Raw genomic sequence first — 17,980 nt, 5'->3', positions numbered from 1 at the left:
CTCAGGGCGCAACAGGATACCAGCGCGGGGTATAGACCCACTGCCCACCGTCGGCACGGGCAAAGGTACAGGTCGTGGAAGAACCGACCAGGACCATGGTGCGCATGTCGACCATCTCTGGCGTCAGCTCGGCGAGGGTGACCACCCTCAGCGTCTGCCCCGGCCTGCCGATGTCACGCCCCAGCACCACGGGTGTATTACCATCCCGGTGCTGGCGCACGATTTCCAGCGCGCGCCCAAGCTGCCAAGGGCGCGAACGCGAGATCGGGTTGTAGAAGGCCAGCACCAGGTCGGCCTGGGCCGCCAGGGCCAGCCGATGCTCGATGGTCGGCCACGGTTTGAGGTTGTCCGATAGCGACATCACGCAGAAGTCATGCCCCAGCGGCGCGCCCGCCTGAGCGGCAGTGGCCAGCGAGGCCGAAACCCCTGGCAGGATTTCCAGATCGACACGATGCCAGGCGGGGTCAGTGGACCCGTGCAACGCTTCCAGCACGGCGGCGGCCATGGCGAATACCCCCGGGTCACCCGACGACACCACCACCACCGAGCGCCCTTGTGCGGCGAGCTCGAAAGCATGACGCGCGCGCTGCATTTCTTCGCGATTGTCGGTGCAATGTTGCACCTGGTCGTCGCGGAACGGCCCGGCCATGCGTACGTAGGTTTCGTAACCGAGAATATCTTCGGCGCGTGCCAGCTCGGCTTTGACCGCCGGCACCATCAGCTCGGCGGCGCCAGGGCCAAGGCCGATGACGGCCAGGCGACCACGCCTGCGGCCCAGTTGGTTGACCTTGACAGGCACCGATGCCAGCGCAATGACCAGGCCCCCTTGTTCGATCAGGCGCGCATCCGGCAGTGCTTCGGCGGCCATGCTGACAAGCGTGCTTTCTTTGGCAGCAAAACGCAGTGCGACACCCAGCACCTTGGCCGCTGCCTGCAAGGACGGTTCGGCCATGGCCTGTTCGGCAACCAGCAGGCACGCCAGTGACTGCTCGGCGATGCCCGCCTCACGCAGGGCATCGCTGACGCGTTCAACCAGATCAGGACCGCCCGCATCCACCGCAACCACCACCGAACGGGGGTGGATCAGCAACTCGTCACGGCTGGCCGGGCGCGCAGTGCATCCCACATGAATGGTGCGCTGGGCGGCTTCACTGGCCGGCAATTGGGCGTGAGCCAGCCAAGGCGCATCGCCCTCGATACGTACCGCCTCGCCCGCCAGCAGATCGGAAACGAAACGCTTGCCCTGTTCGATATCCGCCAGCGCGTAGCCCTCGGGTGGGTTCAACAGGCAGGTGCCGAAACGCAGCTCGCCACTGGTGGTGATCGCCGCCGCCACGCCCAGCGCCTCACCGATCTCGCGGGCCATGACATTGACGCCGCTCAGCCCGCCAAGCAGCGGCACTACCGCACTGCCGTCCTCGGCCACCGCCAGCACCGGCGGCTCCGCACCTTTCTCGCTGAGCAGGCTGGCCAGGCTACGGATGACGATACCCGCCGCACACAGGGCTATGATCGGCGTGTCTTGTAGATACAGGGCGCGCAGCGTGTCGCCAAATGCTTCGTAGTACTGGTCGGCCATCTCGACCCGGCCGCTCAGGCCATGGATCGTCGCCTGTGGATAATGCTGCTGAATGCGCCGCGCGGTGGCCACGCTGCCAGCGCCGAGCACGATGATTGCCGGTGCCTTGTGCATGCTCATCCCTGCCATTTTTCACCCGGCACGATGATCAGCGAGAAGTACGGTGATGACTGTGGGTCCACCTGGTCCAGCGCGACGATTTTCTGATTTGCCATGGTCGCCCGCTCGACGTACAGCGCTCGCCCGTCCAGGCCCAGTTCGCCCAGCACCTGGCGCACCTTGGGGAAGTTGCGGCCCAGCTTCATGATCACTGCCGCATCGGCATCGGCCAGGCGCCGCTTGAGTTCTTCGGCCGGCAGCACGCCCGACAGCACCGACAGGCTCTGGTTGCGGTAAACCAGGGGTGCTCCCAGTACCGACGCGCCTCCCAGCATCGAGCAGACACCAGGGATCACTTGCGCGTCATAGCGCTGCGCCAGACGGTCATGCAGGTACATGTAGGAGCCGTAAAAGAACGGGTCGCCCTCGCAGATCACCGCGACATCGCGGCCGGCATCGAGGTGCTCGGCCACCTGCACGCTGGCCTCGTCATAAAAATCGCTGATGACCTGCTCGTACGACAACGGTGCCGGCAACGCCTCGGTGGTCACCGGATAGACCAGCGGCAGCAGCGTTTGCGCTGGCTGCAGGTGCGCCTCGATGATGCCGAAGGCATTGCCACGCTTACCCTTGGCCACGAAGTAGGCGACCACTGGGGCCTCGCGCAGCAAGCGCAGGGCCTTGAGGGTGATCAGCTCAGGGTCGCCAGGGCCTACACCCAGGCCCAGCAGACGTCCACGCGGCGCCATCATTCCACCTCCGTGGCGAGGGCATTGACCGCGGCAGCAGCCATCGCGCTACCGCCCAGGCGGCCCTGCATGATCACGAACGGGACGCCCCGGCTGTCGGCGGCGAGCATGGCCTTGGACTCCGCCGCACCGACGAAGCCAACCGGGAAACCGAGGATCAGCGCAGGCTTTGGTGCACCTGCATCGATCATTTCCAGCAAGTAGAACAGTGCGGTCGGCGCGTTGCCGATCACCACCACGCTGCCCTCCAGGTAAGGCCGCCACAGCTCCAGAGCCACCGCCGAGCGGGTATTGCCGGCATCTTTGGCCAGGGCCGGGACACTCGGGTCGCGCAGGGTGCAGATCACCTTGTTGTCGGCGGGCAGGCGTGCACGGGTGATGCCTTCGGCGACCATGTGCGCATCGCAGAGGATCGGCGCGCCGTTGGCCAGGGCCTGGCGCCCGGCGCGGCCGGCACCTTCGGAGAACTGCAGGCCGTCGATGGCCTCGACCATGCCACAGGCATGGATCACACGTACGGCGAGTTTCTCGAGGTCTGCGGGGATCCGCTCGAGCCGGGCCTCCTCACGGATGATCCGGAAGGAATTGCGATAGATCTCCTGACCATCGCGGATGTAATCAATCATCAAGGTGCTCCGTCGGCAGGTCGAGCATGGCGCCTGCTTCGTTCAAGGTGAGGTTGGCGGCGCGCAGGGCACCGAAGCCCGGCAGGCGCGCGTCACGCAAATAGAGGTCATAGCGGCCCGGCGAGCGGGCCAGCAGTGTGGCCGGGGCGACATGGGCCACGGCGCAGGATCGGGGGCAACCAGACAGGTGCACACTGGCAGGGGCGCCAGCGGGCAACAGGGCCGCCAGGGCCAGGGCATCGGCCTTGGTTTCGCCGTGCGCCTTGGCGCAGCCGCTGGCGCCGGTGCAGGCAACCAGGCGGGCCAAGGGTTCATGGCTGTGGCAGAGCAGGCCCAGGGCCGACAACTCACGTTGCGCCGGGGCGATGCTCGCGCCAGCTACAGAGGTCAGCATCAGGCTCTGCCAGGGGCTCAGGCGCAGGCTGCCATCACCGTGTTCACGCGCGATTCGCGCCGCACCGCGCAGCATGTCGGCGCTGAGCCTGCCAAGCGGCGGGGCAACGCCCAGGGCCATGCCCTGCAGCTGCTCAACGGCACCCAGCCATGGGCTGTTGCCCGCTTTGCGGCGCCAATCGAGCACGGCATCATCCCGGCGGATCGCCAGCCCTAGCCCCTCGATGAATCGCTCCACTGAGCAGTTTTCAAGCAACTGGCGCATGCGCGCCTGGTCCGGGCTGGCCAGGTCGAGGAAGCGCTCAAGCACTGCGCGCACCAGCGCCAGCCCCTGTTCCACCGGCACCGCACCCAGCACCTGGCCGTCAGCCGGGCAACCGGCCAGGCCGAACGCCAGCCAGGTGCGTTGCTCGAGTCGCACGGCTGACAGCCATAGATCGTGCGGGTGCTCGAGCATCGCCAGGCCTTCGCCGCCGTCCAGTTGCACCGCGAACTTGGCCGATAACTGGTGAAAGCGCGGTGTGCCTTGCAGCATGTCGAGGATGTGTTCGGCCAGGGGACGAACATCCAGCACCATCAAGGGGTCATGCCCGGCCAAGGGGCTGAGCATCAGGTTGCGCACATCGTCACTGGCAGCATTGCGTGGGCCCAGGCCTGCTGCCAGCAGGCTTTCGATCAGGCCGGCGTGATCGTCGCCAATGCCACGGACCTGCAGGTTGCCGCGGTTGGTCGCCTCGATCACGCCACCGGCGAAACGCTCGGCAGCCGCTGCCACGGCATCGGCCTGATCGGCCAGCAGCAGCCCACCGGGCAGTTTGATCCGGCAGATCCCGCCATCAAGGGCACTGACGATGCGCCACAACCCCGGGCAAGCCGAGGGACGGGGCGATACGGGTGGGGTATGGGCCTGCTTCAAAGGGACGTCCGGCAATCGCTGAAAATGCGCTTGAGTGTAGAAGGCGCGGTATTATGCCTGCTTTGTCCGGCGGCATGAAAAGCCGGTGGTCGAGCATCGCTGGCGATTGAACAGAAATTCATCACCGCGTCGCCCCCTTTGCCGGCTTAGGGGGGCGATGCGCCCCCAAAAATGGCGGATCAGAAACACATGACACCCTGGCTGACAGTAGTAGGCATCGGCGAAGACGGCTTCAGCGGCCTGGGCAAGCAGGCCCGACGCGCCCTGCTCGGCGCTTCGCGGATCATCGGCAGCCCACGTCAGCTGGCCCTGCTGCCGCGCTGCGTAAGCGCCGCCCGCGAACATTGGCCGAGCCCGTTCTCGCTCGCCCCGGTACTGGCTCGGCGCGGTGAGCAGGTGTGCGTGCTGGCCAGCGGTGACCCGATGTTCTACGGCGTCGGCGCCAGCCTGGCGCGGCAGGTGCCGGCCCAAGAGCTGCAGGTACTGTCGATGCCCTCCTCTTGCGCCCTGGCCGCTGCCCGCCTTGGCTGGCCGCTGCAGGATGTGCAGGTGGTGTCTCTGGTCGCGCGCCCCCTGGCCTCTCTCAACGCCCACCTTTACAGCGGCATGCGCCTGCTGGTGCTGAGCAACGACGGGGATAGCCCGGCAGCCATCGCCGCCCTGCTGCGCGAGCGCGGTTTCGGGCCAAGCCGCCTGCAGGTGTTCGAGCACCTCGGCGGCCCTGCCGAACGCCACTTGGCGGGCATCGCCGATGACTGGGCCCAACCCCAGGTCGCCGCGCTGAACCTGGTTGCCATCGAGTGCCAGGCTGCTGCCGACGCTCCGCGGCTGTCACGCGCAGCCGGCCTGCCGGACGATGCTTTCCGTCATGACGGCCAGCTGACCAAACGTGACGTACGGGCCATCACCCTGGCCCGCCTGGCCCCACAACCAGGCGAGTTGCTGTGGGACGTGGGCGCAGGCTGTGGCTCGATCGGCATCGAGTGGATGCGCGCCCACCCCGCCTGCCGAACACTGGCAATCGAAGCTGACGAGGGCCGTCAGGGCTTCATCGAGTACAACCGTGATGCCCTCGGCGTTCCCGGCCTGCAACTGGTGCGCGGCACGGCACCGCAGGTCTTGGCCGGGCTGGAGCGCCCCGATGCGATCTTCATCGGCGGCGGCGTCACCCGTGAAGGCGTGCTGCCGTTGTGCTGGGAGCGGCTGCGCCCCGGGGGGCGCCTGGTGGCCAATGCCGTGACACTGCAAAGCGAACTGGCACTGGCGCACTTTCGCCAACAGCATGGCGGTGAACTGACGCGCATCCATGTCGCCCAGGCCCAGCCATTGGGCGCCTTCGACACGTGGCGCCAGGCATTGCCGATCACATTGCTCGACGTGGTGAAGCCCCACGATGCGTGAAGAAACCCGCGAACAACCTGCGCCACTGCGCAGCGGCCTGACCACTGGCAGCTGCGCCACTGCCACCAGCCTGGCGGCAGCGCGCCTGCTGCTCACCGGTGTGTGCGCTGACGCCGTGAGCATCACCCTGCCCAAGGGCAAGGTGGTGCAGATGCGCCTGGAGTTCTGCCGCCGCGAGGGCGCGCGCGCCGAAGCCGGCACACTCAAGGATGCCGGCGACGACCCCGATGTCACCCATGGCGCGTTGCTCTACAGCCAGGTGCGCCTGCAGGAAGAACCGGGCATACGCTTTGTCGCAGGCGTAGGTGTCGGTACCGTCACCCGCCCCGGGCTGGTGCTCGCCGTGGGCGAGCCGGCGATCAACCCGGTACCGCGGCGCATGATCAGTGAGCACCTGCAGCAACTGGCCGACGACTGCGCCTACCGCGGCGGCTTCGAAGTCACGGTCAACGTACAGGGCGGCGAGCAGTTGGCGCTCAAGACCATGAACCCGCGCCTGGGCATCCTTGGCGGGCTGTCGATTCTCGGTACCAGCGGCATCGTGCGGCCCTTCTCCTGCGCAGCCTACATCGCCTCCATCCACCAGGGCATCGATGTGGCCCACACCAATGGCTATACCCATATCGCCGCCTGCACCGGCAATGCCAGCGAAGACACCATGCGCCGCGTGTACGGCCTGCCGGAAATTGCCCTGATCGAGATGGGCGACTTTGTCGGCGCGGTGCTCAAGCACCTGCGCAAGGTGCCGGTGCCACGCCTGTCACTGTGCGGTGGCTTTGGCAAGATCAGCAAGCTGGCCGCCGGGCACATGGACCTGCACAGCCGCCACTCGAGCATCGACCTGCCGCAACTGGCCGGGTGGGCCGCGGACATCGGCGCCGATGCCGACCTGCAGGCAGCGATCATGGCCGCCAACACCAGCCAGCAAGCCCTGGCCCTGGCACACGCCGCCGGCATCGCCTTGGGCGACGCGGTCTGCGCCCACGCCCTGGCGTTCGCCCGCAGCGTGGTGCCCGCACAGGTGCAGGTGGAAGTGTTCGCCATCGACCGCCAGGGCGGCATCGTCGGCATGGCAGGTGTGCAATGAACCGGCGCATCCTGCTGCTGGGCGGTGTCACCGAGGCACTGGCCATCGCCCGTCAGCTTGGCCCGGAGCATGTCTACAGCCTGGCTGGCATCGGCCGGGTGCCGCAGGGCCTGGCCTGCCAGGTGCGGGTCGGCGGCTATGGCGGGGCCGAAGGCCTGGCCGCCTACCTGCGCGAGGCGGGTATCACCCTGCTGATAGACGCCACCCACCCCTATGCCGCGCAGATCAGCCACAATGCCGCCGCCGCCGCACGGGCCGTGGGCATCCCGTGCTGGGCCTTGCGGCGCCCGGCATGGCAGGCCCAGCCCGGTGACGACTGGCGCGAAGTGGAGGATTGGGCGGGGCTGATCCATGCACTCAAGCCGTTCCGTCGGCCTTTGTTCACCTTGGGGCGCGAGCCGCTGCAGCATCTGGACGAGATTCCGCCAGAGCAGTTCTGGACCCTCAGGGCGTTGCAGGCCTGCCCTGGTAATGATCGCTGCGAAGTGATCGGTGCGCGGGGGCCGTTTCACCTTGACGATGAGCGGGTGCTGTTCGCACGGCGCGATATCGATGTGCTGGTCAGCAAGAACAGCGGCAGCGTGGCGACCGAGCCCAAGCTTGAGGTGGCGCGGGAGCTGGGGGTTCCAGTACTCATTCTGAAGCGCCCCACACTTCCACAGGTCGATGCTGAGTTCACCCGGTACTGCCTGTTGCTCAGCGCCCTGCATCTATGACTGGCAGCCTTTGGCAACGTATATCCCATTGACATATACCTTGCGGAATTTAAACTTCAGTCACAGTTTGCCGCTTCCAGGGAGGCCCATCATGGAGCAAGGTGCTGTCTTCAAAAGCAATCGTAGCCAGGCCATCCGCTTGCCGAAATCTGTCGCATTTCCCGAAGAGGTGACCCGCGTGGACATTGTTGCAGTGGGTCGAACCCGCATCATCACTCCCGCTGGTGAATCATGGGATAGCTGGTTTGACGGCGAAGATGCGAGCCCGGACTTCATGGCCAGCCGCGACCAACCTGCCGACCAGGAACGTGAAGGGTTTTAATGCTCAAGTACATGCTCGATACGAATATCTGCATCTTCACGATCAAGAACAAACCCCAGGTAGTTCGTGAAGCGTTCAACCGCCACCATGGTCAGCTGGCAATCAGCACCGTCACACTGATGGAGCTGGTTTACGGTGCAGAGAAATCGGCCGCTCCTGCACGAAATCTCTCGATTGTGGAGGGTTTCGTAGCGCGTCTTGAAGTACTCGACTATGACAGCCATGCAGCAGAACACAGCGGGCAGCTTCGCTCAGAACTGGCAAAGGCCGGTACGCCCATCGGTCCTTTCGATCAGTTGATTGCCGGGCATGCCCGCGCGCGGGGGCTTACCTTGGTAACCAACAACCTGCGAGAGTTCATGCGCGTTCCGGGGTTGCGGGTTGAGGATTGGCTGGCCACGCCAGGGTAAAAGACGTAGCCCTTTCCATATTCCGACAGTGGCTATCGACCATCGCTGCGCTGTGACCAGATACATTCATATGGCCGCTGGCCTGTCGTCAGTCTTAAACTCAACCCCCCTCCCCTCCGGAAAGCGTCAACCATATGGAAATGCAATGGTGGATCTGGCTGGTCTTCGGCATCGCGCTGATCCTGCTCGAACTGGTCCTGCCCACGTTCTTCATCATCTGGTTCGGCATCGGTGCCGTGCTGGTGTCGCTCATCTCGCTCGCCGCCCCCAGCCTGCAACTGGACATGCAGGTACTGTCGTGGGTGCTGTTCTCGTCGGTCACCACGGCACTCTGGTTCAAGCTGTTCCGGCGCAAGCAGCCGGATGTGCGCTGGACCGCCGAAAGCGTGATCGGCGAAGTCGGGCTGCTGATCAGCAGCGTTTCGCAATTCCAGAAAGGCCGTGTGCGGTTCCAGAAACCGATCCTGGGCAATGAGGAATGGATCTGCGTCGCTGACAGCGACATCCCGTCAGGCGAGCGTGTACGTCTCGTCGCCATCGAAGGCAATACTGCCCGGGTCATCCGGGCCTGACCGCATTAAAAGGAAGTTCGCATCATGACCAGCCTTATCGTCGTCGGCACCCTCGCCGTTTTCGTTCTGATCACTGTTTTCAAGGGTGTACGCATCGTACCCCAGGGGGAGGAGTGGATCGTCGAGCGCCTGGGCCGCTACCACAGCACACTCAAGCCCGGCCTGAACATCGTCATCCCGTACATGGACGTGGTCGCCTATCGCCTGCCGACCAAGGACATCATCCTCGATGTGCAGGAGCAGGAAATCATCACTCGCGACAATGCGGTGATCGTCGCCAATGCACTGTGTTTCGCCAAAGTGGTCGACCCGCAGAAGGCCTCCTATGGCGTGCAGAATTTCTCGTTTGCCGTCACCAGCCTGACCATGACATCGCTGCGCGCCATCGTCGGTGCCATGGACCTGGACGAAGCGCTGTCCAGCCGCGAGCAGATCAAGGCACGCCTGCGAGAGGCGATGTCCGAACAGACCGAAGACTGGGGCGTGACCGTGCGCTCGGTAGAAATCCAGGACATCAAGCCATCGGAAAACATGCAGCTGGCCATGGAACGTCAGGCGGCGGCCGAACGTGAACGTAAAGCCGACGTGACCCGTGCCGAAGGTGCCAAGCAGGCCGCCATTCTCGAGGCCGAAGCCCGCCTGCAGTCGGCCAAGCTCGATGCCGAGGCGCAAATCAACCTTGCCGAGGCTTCGGCAAAGGCGATTTCGCTGGTCAAGGACGCGGTGGGCAACGAGACGGTGCCAGCCATGTACCTGCTGGGTGAGCGCTATGTCGGCGCCATGGAGAACCTGGCCAGCAGCAACAATGCCAAGGTGGTGGTGCTGCCGGCTGATTTGCAAGAGACCGTGCGTGGCTTGATGGGCCGTAACAAGGCTTGATAGCTGCTGTAGCTTCATGGCCGGCTTGCCGGCCATGGGCTGCACAGCAGCCCCATCGACCCGCCTGCGTCACTTCACCGCACCCCATCATTTTTACCTATACTGCGCCGTACAATACCCGCCACGATTCCTGACCGGATCTCTCCATGCCCCCACGTCGGCACATCGCCTGGATAGCCTGCCTCGCAGTGCTGTTCAACCTGCTGGCCATGCCGCTGTCCTCTGCCGCGCCCAAGGGCCCGGCCGAACAGCTGCTGTGGGGGGCTTTCTGTTCCAGCATGGCAGGCAAGGCCAAGGTCGACGTCCAGGCACTGGCCAAGATCGACCTCGGCACGCAAAACGACGAGCATTCCAACATGCAGCACTGCTGGTGCTGTTCGGGAGCCTCGCCGCTGCTGGCCCTGCCAGGTTATCCGCCACAACTGCACAACCCGCCCACGTTGCTGGCCGCGCATGTTCCACCGCCAGCCGATTACCAAATGACGCCGCGCCAGCTCTGGCCCGCGCTCAACCCCCGCGCCTCTCCCCTGGTCTGAGTTCATCACGCTGTCTGCCTGAACCTGAACAGAACGGAGACTTACACCATGCTCAAGCAAGCTCTCGTAGTGGCCGCACTGCTGCTGCCCGGCGCCTTCGCCAACGCCCATGAATACACTGTGGGCGACCTGCATATCGCCCACCCCTGGTCGCTGCAACTGCCGCCGAACGCGCCCAATGTGGCCGCCTATTTCATCGTGCACAACAACGGCAAGGTCGATGACCGCCTGCTCAGCGTGGACAGCCCCATCACTGCTGACGCACAACTGCACGAACACGTGATGAGTGCCAACGGCGCCATGAAGATGCAGCAGGTGCCCAATGTAGTAGTGCCCGCCGGCAAGGACGTGGTCTTCGCCCCCAGCGCCTATCATGTGATGCTGATGCAGCCCAAGGACCGTAGCCTGCTCAGCGACGGCAAGCGCTTCCCGCTGACCCTGCATTTCGAGAAGGCAGGCGACATCACGGTCGACGTGGCTGTGCAGAGGCAGGCCCCGGCGGACCAGCCGCACGAACACGCACACTGACCCTTCGCTGACTGGCGCTCGCCTTCATGAGCCTGCCATGCAACAGACGCAGCCGTACCACCCGCCCTGAACGCAGACGCGTCGGTGGCGGCTGGCTGAGCCTGTTCGCCATGTGGATGATCTTTATCGGCCCGCTGATTTCCCAGTCGATGCCGATGGATCATCACGCGGGCATGAGCATGCCGATGGGCATGGCTCTGTCCTCGGAACACGGGCACGCCAGCGACTCGCATCACGGCCACGGCGACGATGGCCAACTGCATGTGATGTGGGAAAAATGCGGCTACTGCAGCCTGCTGTTCAACTGCCCTGCATTACCGCAGACCTTCAGCCCACTCGTTGCCGGGCACGCCCTGCCCGTCACCCTCATCCCTGCGGCAACCCTTCAGGGCCATGCCCGACAGGCCATATTCCCCGGTGCGCGCAGCCGCGCGCCACCGCCTTCGATCAGCGTCTGAATCCCTGCTGCCGCACGGAGCCTGAAGGCTCCGTGCCCACCCATGACTGATCGACTGGAATCACTATGTCCGGCTGCACCCCTGTATTCGCCCCCTCTCTGCGAGGGACATTCGCCGTGTTGTGCGGGTCGCTGCTCGCACCCATGGCCCTGGCCGCCGAACCTGGCCATGAAACGCACGAGCAAGCGCCGCCCGAGCTGAGCCCGACGGTGATCACCGCCATCGCGCCCAGCTCGCCCCTGACGGTCGTCACCAACCCCAAAGACCCGCGCCAGCCCGTGCCGGCCAGCGATGGTGCCGATTACCTCAAGACCATCCCTGGTTTTTCAGCCATCCGCGCCGGTGGCACCAACGGTGACCCGGTGCTGCGCGGCATGTTCGGTTCGCGCCTGAACATCCTCACCAACGGTGGTGTGATGCTCGGTGCCTGCCCCAACCGCATGGACGCACCGACCTCTTACATCGCGCCGGAAACCTATGACCGCCTCACCGTTATCAAAGGCCCGCAAAGCGTGATCTGGGGCCCCGGCGGCTCGGCCGGGACCATCCTTTTCGAACGTGAACCGGAAAAATTCGGCACCCTCGGCAGCCGGATCAACGCCAGCCTGCTGGCCGGCTCCAACGGCCACTTCGACCAGGTGCTCGACGCCGCCGCAGGCAATAGCCAGGCTTATGCGCGCTTCGTCGGCAACCAGTCGCGCTCGGACGACTACCACGACGGCAACGGCGACACCGTGCCTTCGCGCTGGGACAAATGGAACGGCGATGTGACCCTGGGCTGGACGCCCGACCAGGACACCTTGCTCGAACTCACCGCCGGTAAGGGTGACGGCGAGGCCCGCTATGCCGGCCGTGGCATGGACGGCTCGCAGTTCAAGCGCGAAAGCCTGGGCCTGCGCTTTGAAAAGTCCAACCTGGGCGAGGTGCTCGACAAGGTCGAGGCACAGGTCTATTACAACTACGCCGACCACGTGATGGACAACTACAGCCTGCGCACCCCATCGGGCAGCGGCATGATGGGCATGCCCATGGTCAGCAATGTCGACCGCCGCACAATGGGCGCACGCATCAAGGCCACCTGGCGCTGGGCCGACGTGCAACTGATCAGTGGCATCGACGCACAGACCAACGAACATCGCCAGCGTGGCGGCATGGGCGTTGATGCGCACAAGGGCCAGCCCTGGACCAAGGATGCCGACTTCCATAACTATGGGGCCTTTGGTGAACTGACCTGGTACGCCACAGGGGTTGACCGGCTGATCACCGGCGCCCGTCTCGATCGCGCCTCCGCCCGCGACTTCCGGGCTGGCAGCGCTACCGAAGGTGATACCCGCGCCGATACCCTACCCAGCGGTTTCGTACGTTATGAGCACGACCTCGCGGCGGTGCCGGCCACCACTTACATCGGCCTTGGCCATGCCCAGCGTTTCCCCGACTATTGGGAGCTGTTCTCGCCCAAGCTGGCGCCCTCTGGCGCCGCCAACGCCTTCGACGGCATCAAGCCAGAAAAGACCACCCAGCTCGACTTCGGCATCCAGTACCGCGACGAGCGCCTTGAAGCCTGGGCTTCGGGTTATGTCGGGCAGATCCGCGACTACATCCTGTTCGACTACCGTACCGGCATGATGGGCATGAGCACCTCCCAGGCGCAGAACATCGACGCCCGCATCATGGGTGGCGAACTGGGCGCCGCCTACAAGCTGACGGAAACCTGGAAGGCCGATGCGACCTTGGCCTACGCCTGGGGCAAGAACAGCAGTGACGGCAAGGCACTGCCGCAGATGCCACCACTGGAAAGCCGCATGGGCCTGACCTACAGCCGCGACACCTGGAGCGCCGGGGCCTTGTGGCGGCTGGTGGCTGCACAGAACCGCATCGCCGAAAACCAGGGCAATGTGGTCGGCAAGGACTACGAAAAAAGCGCCGGGTTCGGCGTGTTCTCGCTCAATGGGGCCTACAAGGTGAACAACAACCTCAAGCTCAGCGCAGGCGTCGACAACCTGTTCGACAAGGCTTACGCCGAGCACCTGAACCTGGCCGGGAACGCCGGGTTCGGCTACCCGGCTTCCGATCCACAGCCGGTCAACGAACCGGGCAGGACGTTCTGGACCAAGGTCGATTTCAGCTTCTGACAACAACAACGGGCGCAGCCGCTGGTTGCGCCCCTCAGCTGGTCAAACAGGAGGTTCCCATGAGCGGAACACGCGTTTCATTCTACAACCTGGCCTGGCGCTGGCATTTCTATGCGGGGCTGTTCGTCGCTCCGTTCATGATCCTGCTGGCGATTACCGGGATCATCTACCTGTTCAAACCGCAGCTGGACCCACTGCTGTACCGTGACCTGATGGTGGTCGAGGCCAGCCATCACCGCCAGGGCGCCGACGTGATGCTGGCCGAAGTGCGCCAGGCCTACCCCAAAGGCCATGTGGGCCAATATCTGCCACCCATCGATGCCGAGCGCAGCGCGCAGTTCGTGGTGCATGACGGTGGGCGCGAACTGAATGTGTTCGTCAACCCGTATAGCGGCAAGATCCTGGGCGAACAGGATGCCAAGCAGAACCTGCAGGCGGTCGCCCGCGCCCTGCATGGCGAGCTGATGGTCGGTACGCTCGGTGACCGACTGGTGGAACTGGCAGCCGGCTGGGGCATCGTGCTGGTGGTGTCCGGCCTGTACCTGTGGTGGCCGCGCGGGCGCAGCGGCAGTGGCGTGCTGTGGCCACGGCTGTCGGCGCGTGGCCGGCTGCTCTGGCGCGACCTGCACGCGGTCAGCGGCTTCTGGGGCTCGGCCCTGCTGCTGCTGATGCTGCTCAGCGGCATGACCTGGACCGGCCTGTGGGGCAAACAGTACGCCGACCTGTGGAACCGCTTCCCGGCGGCCATGTGGAATGACGTGCCCAAGTCCGATCAACAGGCCGGTGAACTGAACAGCGCCCACCGCCAGACGGTGCCCTGGGCCATGGAAAACACGCCGATGCCGCAGTCCGGTGCGCATGCCGAACATGCCGGGCACCACATGATGTCGAACAGGCCAGCGGCACCTCAGGTGAGCCTGCAGCAGGTTCAGGACCTCGCCACCGCGCGCGAGGTGGAACCCGGCTACAGCATCACCGTGCCGACCACTGCCGATGGCGTATTCACCATCGCCGTGTTCGCCGACGACCCGCGCAACGATGCCACCCTGCATGTCGATCAGTACACCGGCAAGGTGCTGGCCGACGTGCGCTGGCAGGACTACAGCCCGGTGGCCCGGGCGACCGAGCTGGGCGTCATGCTGCACGAGGGCAAGATGTTCGGCGTGCTGAACCAGATCATCATTCTGCTGGTGTGCCTGATGATTTTGCTGGGTTCGGTGAGCGGGCTGGTGATGTGGTGGAAACGCCGGCCGGCCGGTGGCCTGGGGGTGCCGGCGCTGCGCCATGACCTGCCGCGCTGGAAGGCGGCTGTCGGGGTGATGCTGGTACTTGGGGTGATGTTCCCGCTGGTGGGGGTGTCGATGGTCGTGATGTGGGTGGTGGACAGCCTGGTGGTAAGGCGCAGGGTGCTGGCCAGCACTTGAGGCCATTGGGGCTGCTGCGCAGCCCTTTCGCGACACAAGGCCGCTCCTACAGACGACCGCGTTGGCCTTGTGTCGCGAAAGGGCCGCACAGCGGCCATCTGCTACTGAAAAGTCGAGTCGATCTGTCGCGCCCCGATTTGGGACGCGCGTGTTAGCCTACGCGGCTTTCACAAAAAGACTGACCCTCAATGGAATGCAGCCAATGACCCGGACCTCTTCCCCTCCTGCTCAAGCGCAGCACCTGCAGCGTAACCTGACCAACCGCCACATCCAGCTGATCGCCATCGGTGGCGCCATCGGCACCGGCCTGTTCATGGGCTCGGGCAAGACCATCAGCCTGGCGGGGCCGTCGATCATCTTCGTCTACATGATCATCGGCTTCATGCTGTTCTTCGTCATGCGCGCCATGGGCGAACTACTGCTGTCGAACCTCAACTACAAGTCGTTCATCGATTTCTCGGCCGACCTGCTCGGCCCCTGGGCCGGCTACTTCACCGGCTGGACCTACTGGTTCTGCTGGGTGGTCACCGGCATTGCCGACGTGGTCGCCATCGCCGCCTACACGCAGTTCTGGTTCCCGGACCTGCCACAGTGGATACCCGCCCTGACCTGCGTTGCAGTACTGCTGTCGCTTAACCTGGTTACCGTGAAGATGTTCGGCGAGATGGAGTTCTGGTTCGCCCTGATCAAGATCGTCGCCATCCTCGGCCTGGTCGCCACCGGCCTGTACATGGTCATCACCGGTTTCGAGTCGCCGAGCGGGCGCACCGCGCAGCTGGCCAACCTGTGGAACGACGGCGGCATGTTCCCCAACGGCCTGATGGGCTTTTTCGCCGGCTTCCAGATTGCCGTGTTCGCCTTCGTCGGCATCGAGCTGGTCGGCACCACCGCCGCCGAAGCCAAGAACCCTGAACGCACCCTGCCAAGGGCGATCAACTCGATCCCGATCCGTATCATCGTGTTCTACGTGCTGGCACTGATCGCGATCATGGCTGTGACCCCATGGCGCGATGTGGTGCCGGGCAAGAGCCCGTTCGTCGAGCTGTTCGTGCTGGCCGGCCTGCCAGCGGCGGCGAGCATCATCAACTTCGTGGTGCTGACCTCGGCGGCCTCGTCGGCCAACAGCGGCGTGTTTTCCACCAGCCGCATGCTCTTCGGCCTGGCCCAGGAAGGCGACGCACCGCGCGCATTCGAAAAACTGTCGAGCCGCGCCGTACCGGCCAACGGCCTGTACTTCTCGTGCACCTGCCTGCTGCTTGGCGCGGTGCTGATCTACATGGTGCCGAACGTGATCGAAGCATTCACCCTGGTCACCACGGTTTCGGCAGTGCTGTTCATGTTTGTCTGGACGCTGATCCTGCTGTCGTACCTGAAGTACCGCAAAACCCGTGCGGCGCTGCACCAGGCATCGACCTACAAGATGCCGGGCGGTCGCTTCATGTGCTACGTGTGCCTGGCGTTCTTCGCCTTTATCCTGGTGCTGCTTAGCCTGGAAGCGGACACCCGCTCTGCGCTGATCGTCACGCCGATCTGGTTCGTGTTGCTGGCGGTCACCTACCAGGGTGTGCGTAGCAAGCGGCATCCGCGCACAGCTGTGCGCAACAGCTGATGCACTACGGGGCTGCCTTGCAGCCCCAATCCTGTGCACACAAGCACCTCAGGCACCAACCTGGACCTTGCAAACGCCCCATCACCTCGCACGACCCTTCTATTACGCACCTTTTGCCGTTCGGCACACCCCTTGCAACGGCCCTCCCCGCTTGGCCAACACCAAAAAAACTCAGCGGAGAGAGCACATGAAGCGTCGCAGTCTGATCAAGGCCTTTACCCTCAGCGCATCGATTGCGGCGATGGGCCTTAGCTGGAGCATCCAGGCCGCCGAGACCATCAAGGTCGGCATCCTGCATTCGCTGTCCGGGACCATGGCGATTTCCGAAACATCGCTCAAGGACATGGCGCTGATGACCATCGACGAGATCAACGCCAAGGGCGGGGTCAACGGCAAGATGCTCGAACCGGTGGTGGTCGACCCTGCATCCAACTGGCCACTGTTCGCCGAAAAGAGCCGCCAGTTGCTGACCCAGGACAAGGTCGCGGTGGTGTTCGGCTGCTGGACCTCGGTGTCACGCAAGTCGGTGCTGCCCGTGTTCGAAGAGCTCAACGGCTTGCTGTTCTACCCGGTGCAGTACGAAGGTGAAGAGATGTCGCCGAACGTCTTCTACACCGGCGCCGCGCCCAACCAGCAAGCGATCCCGGCCGTGGAATACCTGATGAGCGAAGACGGCGGCAGCGCCAAGCGTTTCTTCCTGCTCGGCACCGACTACGTCTACCCGCGCACCACCAACAAGATCCTGCGCGCCTTCCTGCACAGCAAAGGCGTGGCCGACAAGGATATCGAAGAGGTCTACACGCCGTTCGGCCACGCCGATTACCAGACCATCGTCGCCAACATCAAGAAGTTCTCGGCAGGCGGCAAAACCGCCGTTATCTCCACCGTCAACGGCGACTCCAACGTACCGTTCTACAAGGAGCTGGCCAACCAGGGCCTGAAAGCCACCGACGTACCGGTGGTGGCGTTCTCGGTGGGTGAAGAGGAACTGCGCGGCATCGACACCAAGCCGCTGGTAGGCCACCTCGCCGCCTGGAACTACTTCGAATCGGTGGATAACCCGGTCAACCAGAAGTTCGTCGCCGACTGGAAGGCCTACGCCAAAGCCAAGAACCTGCCGGGTGCCGACAAGGCCGTGACCAACGACCCGATGGAAGCCACTTACGTGGGCATCCACATGTGGGCGCAAGCGGCGGAAAAAGCCAAATCCACCGATGTCGACAAGGTACGCGAAGCCCTGGGTGGGCAAACCTTCAAGGCACCGTCCGGCTTCACCCTGACCATGGACAAGACCAACCACCACCTGCACAAGCCGGTGATGATCGGCGAAATCCAGGATGACGGGCAGTTCAGCGTGGTCTGGGAAACCGAACAGCCGCTGCGCGCGCAGCCGTGGAGCCCGTTCATTCCGGGCAACGACAAGCGCCCTGACTATGCAGTGAAAGGCAACTGAGTGCACTGGGGCTGCGCTGCAGCCCCTTCGTTGGCAAGCCAGCTTCCACAGGGCCCTGAGAACAGCACCACCCTGTGGGAGCCGGCTTGCC

General features: G+C 64.5%; 18 protein-coding genes. 14 read left to right on the top strand and 4 right to left on the bottom strand.

The features are described 5' to 3' along the window. Nucleotide 1: 1 nt before the first annotated feature. Genes cobJ through cobG form a run of 4 tightly spaced genes read right to left on the bottom strand, consistent with a single transcriptional unit; the run spans nt 2 to nt 4,377 of the window. On the bottom strand, nt 2-1,693 hold the full coding sequence (gene cobJ, locus ACMGGN_RS25045; RefSeq protein ID WP_125924593.1) for a precorrin-3B C(17)-methyltransferase: 1,692 nt from the start codon (nt 1,691-1,693) through the stop codon (nt 2-4). Between the two features lie 2 nt (nt 1,694-1,695). Further along, nucleotides 1,696-2,430: a precorrin-2 C(20)-methyltransferase gene (locus tag ACMGGN_RS25040; protein ID WP_177010426.1), complete on the bottom strand. Its 735-nt coding sequence runs from the start codon at nt 2,428-2,430 to the stop codon at nt 1,696-1,698. Continuing rightward, entirely contained in the window at nt 2,427-3,053 is a 627-nt protein-coding gene (locus ACMGGN_RS25035) for a precorrin-8X methylmutase (RefSeq protein ID WP_039602489.1), read from the bottom strand. Before ACMGGN_RS25035 ends, ACMGGN_RS25040 begins: the two co-directional genes overlap by 4 nt. Further along, nucleotides 3,046-4,377, bottom strand: coding sequence for a precorrin-3B synthase (gene cobG / locus ACMGGN_RS25030; protein WP_204918980.1), 1,332 nt, complete (start codon nt 4,375-4,377; stop codon nt 3,046-3,048). Before cobG ends, ACMGGN_RS25035 begins: the two co-directional genes overlap by 8 nt. Before the next feature lie 174 nt (nt 4,378-4,551). Here cobG and cbiE point away from each other — a divergent pair, with 174 nt between their 5' ends. The 14 genes from cbiE to urtA all read left to right on the top strand — a co-directional run bounded on the left by cbiE (nt 4,552) and on the right by urtA (nt 17,889). Further along, nucleotides 4,552-5,763 carry a precorrin-6y C5,15-methyltransferase (decarboxylating) subunit CbiE gene (gene cbiE / locus ACMGGN_RS25025; RefSeq protein ID WP_414156350.1) on the top strand — a complete coding sequence of 404 codons (1,212 nt, stop codon included), beginning with the start codon at nt 4,552-4,554 and terminating at the stop codon, nt 5,761-5,763. Continuing rightward, nucleotides 5,756-6,850, top strand: coding sequence for a cobalt-precorrin-5B (C(1))-methyltransferase (locus tag ACMGGN_RS25020; RefSeq protein WP_414156349.1), 1,095 nt, complete (start codon nt 5,756-5,758; stop codon nt 6,848-6,850). Before cbiE ends, ACMGGN_RS25020 begins: the two co-directional genes overlap by 8 nt. Beyond that, nucleotides 6,847-7,566: a cobalt-precorrin-6A reductase gene (locus ACMGGN_RS25015; RefSeq protein ID WP_046787836.1), complete on the top strand. Its 720-nt coding sequence runs from the start codon at nt 6,847-6,849 to the stop codon at nt 7,564-7,566. Before ACMGGN_RS25020 ends, ACMGGN_RS25015 begins: the two co-directional genes overlap by 4 nt. 91 nt (nt 7,567-7,657) lie before the next feature. Further along, nucleotides 7,658-7,888, top strand: coding sequence for a type II toxin-antitoxin system VapB family antitoxin (gene vapB, locus ACMGGN_RS25010; protein ID WP_012316422.1), 231 nt, complete (start codon nt 7,658-7,660; stop codon nt 7,886-7,888). Beyond that, nucleotides 7,888-8,298 carry a type II toxin-antitoxin system tRNA(fMet)-specific endonuclease VapC gene (vapC, locus tag ACMGGN_RS25005; protein WP_046787835.1) on the top strand — a complete coding sequence of 137 codons (411 nt, stop codon included), beginning with the start codon at nt 7,888-7,890 and terminating at the stop codon, nt 8,296-8,298. The genes vapB and vapC overlap by 1 nt, the downstream gene beginning before the upstream one ends. Before the next feature lie 134 nt (nt 8,299-8,432). Then, the gene (locus ACMGGN_RS25000) at nt 8,433-8,870 is read left to right on the top strand and encodes an NfeD family protein (RefSeq protein WP_237860367.1); all 438 of its coding nucleotides are present in this window, start codon (nt 8,433-8,435) and stop codon (nt 8,868-8,870) included. A gap of 24 nt (nt 8,871-8,894) precedes the next feature. Continuing rightward, complete coding sequence (locus tag ACMGGN_RS24995; RefSeq protein WP_012316425.1) at nt 8,895-9,749, top strand: SPFH domain-containing protein; 855 nt, start codon at nt 8,895-8,897, stop codon at nt 9,747-9,749. A gap of 146 nt (nt 9,750-9,895) precedes the next feature. Further along, nucleotides 9,896-10,285, top strand: coding sequence for a DUF2946 domain-containing protein (locus tag ACMGGN_RS24990; RefSeq protein ID WP_046787833.1), 390 nt, complete (start codon nt 9,896-9,898; stop codon nt 10,283-10,285). A 48-nt stretch (nt 10,286-10,333) separates the two neighbouring features. Next, nucleotides 10,334-10,813, top strand: coding sequence for a copper chaperone PCu(A)C (locus ACMGGN_RS24985; RefSeq protein WP_046787832.1), 480 nt, complete (start codon nt 10,334-10,336; stop codon nt 10,811-10,813). Between the two features lie 26 nt (nt 10,814-10,839). Next, the gene (locus tag ACMGGN_RS24980; protein ID WP_046787831.1) at nt 10,840-11,271 is read left to right on the top strand and encodes a DUF2946 domain-containing protein; all 432 of its coding nucleotides are present in this window, start codon (nt 10,840-10,842) and stop codon (nt 11,269-11,271) included. 65 nt (nt 11,272-11,336) lie between these two features. Then, complete coding sequence (locus ACMGGN_RS24975; protein ID WP_414156348.1) at nt 11,337-13,403, top strand: TonB-dependent copper receptor; 2,067 nt, start codon at nt 11,337-11,339, stop codon at nt 13,401-13,403. Between the two features lie 59 nt (nt 13,404-13,462). Next, a complete protein-coding gene (locus tag ACMGGN_RS24970) occupies nt 13,463-14,827 on the top strand; it encodes a PepSY-associated TM helix domain-containing protein (protein WP_414156347.1) in 1,365 nt (454 codons plus the stop codon). 202 nt (nt 14,828-15,029) lie between these two features. After that, the gene (cycA, locus tag ACMGGN_RS24965) at nt 15,030-16,436 is read left to right on the top strand and encodes a D-serine/D-alanine/glycine transporter (RefSeq protein ID WP_012316431.1); all 1,407 of its coding nucleotides are present in this window, start codon (nt 15,030-15,032) and stop codon (nt 16,434-16,436) included. A gap of 187 nt (nt 16,437-16,623) precedes the next feature. Further along, complete coding sequence (gene urtA, locus ACMGGN_RS24960) at nt 16,624-17,889, top strand: urea ABC transporter substrate-binding protein (protein ID WP_012316432.1); 1,266 nt, start codon at nt 16,624-16,626, stop codon at nt 17,887-17,889. Nucleotides 17,890-17,980 lie beyond the last annotated feature (91 nt).

The organism is Pseudomonas sp. BNK-30 (assembly GCF_047456185.1).
Taxonomy (GTDB): domain Bacteria; phylum Pseudomonadota; class Gammaproteobacteria; order Pseudomonadales; family Pseudomonadaceae; genus Aquipseudomonas; species Aquipseudomonas putida_E.
Note: the sequence above shows the minus strand (reverse complement) of the source record. Positions and strands in the feature narration are given on the sequence as shown.

What these genes read in the sequence shown, in the direction of transcription:
- ACMGGN_RS25040 (WP_177010426.1), bottom strand. Translation starts at nt 2,430, where the DNA reads ATGATGGCGCCGCGTGGACGTCTGCTGGGCCTGGGTGTAGGCCCTGGC.
- cbiE (WP_414156350.1), top strand. Translation starts at nt 4,552, where the DNA reads ATGACACCCTGGCTGACAGTAGTAGGCATCGGCGAAGACGGCTTCAGC.
- ACMGGN_RS24980 (WP_046787831.1), top strand. Translation starts at nt 10,840, where the DNA reads ATGAGCCTGCCATGCAACAGACGCAGCCGTACCACCCGCCCTGAACGC.
- ACMGGN_RS24970 (WP_414156347.1), top strand. Translation starts at nt 13,463, where the DNA reads ATGAGCGGAACACGCGTTTCATTCTACAACCTGGCCTGGCGCTGGCAT.
- cobJ (WP_125924593.1), bottom strand. Translation starts at nt 1,693, where the DNA reads ATGCACAAGGCACCGGCAATCATCGTGCTCGGCGCTGGCAGCGTGGCC.
- ACMGGN_RS25035 (WP_039602489.1), bottom strand. Translation starts at nt 3,053, where the DNA reads ATGATTGATTACATCCGCGATGGTCAGGAGATCTATCGCAATTCCTTC.
- ACMGGN_RS24995 (WP_012316425.1), top strand. Translation starts at nt 8,895, where the DNA reads ATGACCAGCCTTATCGTCGTCGGCACCCTCGCCGTTTTCGTTCTGATC.
- vapB (WP_012316422.1), top strand. Translation starts at nt 7,658, where the DNA reads ATGGAGCAAGGTGCTGTCTTCAAAAGCAATCGTAGCCAGGCCATCCGC.
- ACMGGN_RS24990 (WP_046787833.1), top strand. Translation starts at nt 9,896, where the DNA reads ATGCCCCCACGTCGGCACATCGCCTGGATAGCCTGCCTCGCAGTGCTG.
- ACMGGN_RS24985 (WP_046787832.1), top strand. Translation starts at nt 10,334, where the DNA reads ATGCTCAAGCAAGCTCTCGTAGTGGCCGCACTGCTGCTGCCCGGCGCC.
- ACMGGN_RS24975 (WP_414156348.1), top strand. Translation starts at nt 11,337, where the DNA reads ATGTCCGGCTGCACCCCTGTATTCGCCCCCTCTCTGCGAGGGACATTC.
- cycA (WP_012316431.1), top strand. Translation starts at nt 15,030, where the DNA reads ATGACCCGGACCTCTTCCCCTCCTGCTCAAGCGCAGCACCTGCAGCGT.
- ACMGGN_RS25000 (WP_237860367.1), top strand. Translation starts at nt 8,433, where the DNA reads ATGGAAATGCAATGGTGGATCTGGCTGGTCTTCGGCATCGCGCTGATC.
- ACMGGN_RS25020 (WP_414156349.1), top strand. Translation starts at nt 5,756, where the DNA reads ATGCGTGAAGAAACCCGCGAACAACCTGCGCCACTGCGCAGCGGCCTG.
- vapC (WP_046787835.1), top strand. Translation starts at nt 7,888, where the DNA reads ATGCTCAAGTACATGCTCGATACGAATATCTGCATCTTCACGATCAAG.
- urtA (WP_012316432.1), top strand. Translation starts at nt 16,624, where the DNA reads ATGAAGCGTCGCAGTCTGATCAAGGCCTTTACCCTCAGCGCATCGATT.
- ACMGGN_RS25015 (WP_046787836.1), top strand. Translation starts at nt 6,847, where the DNA reads ATGAACCGGCGCATCCTGCTGCTGGGCGGTGTCACCGAGGCACTGGCC.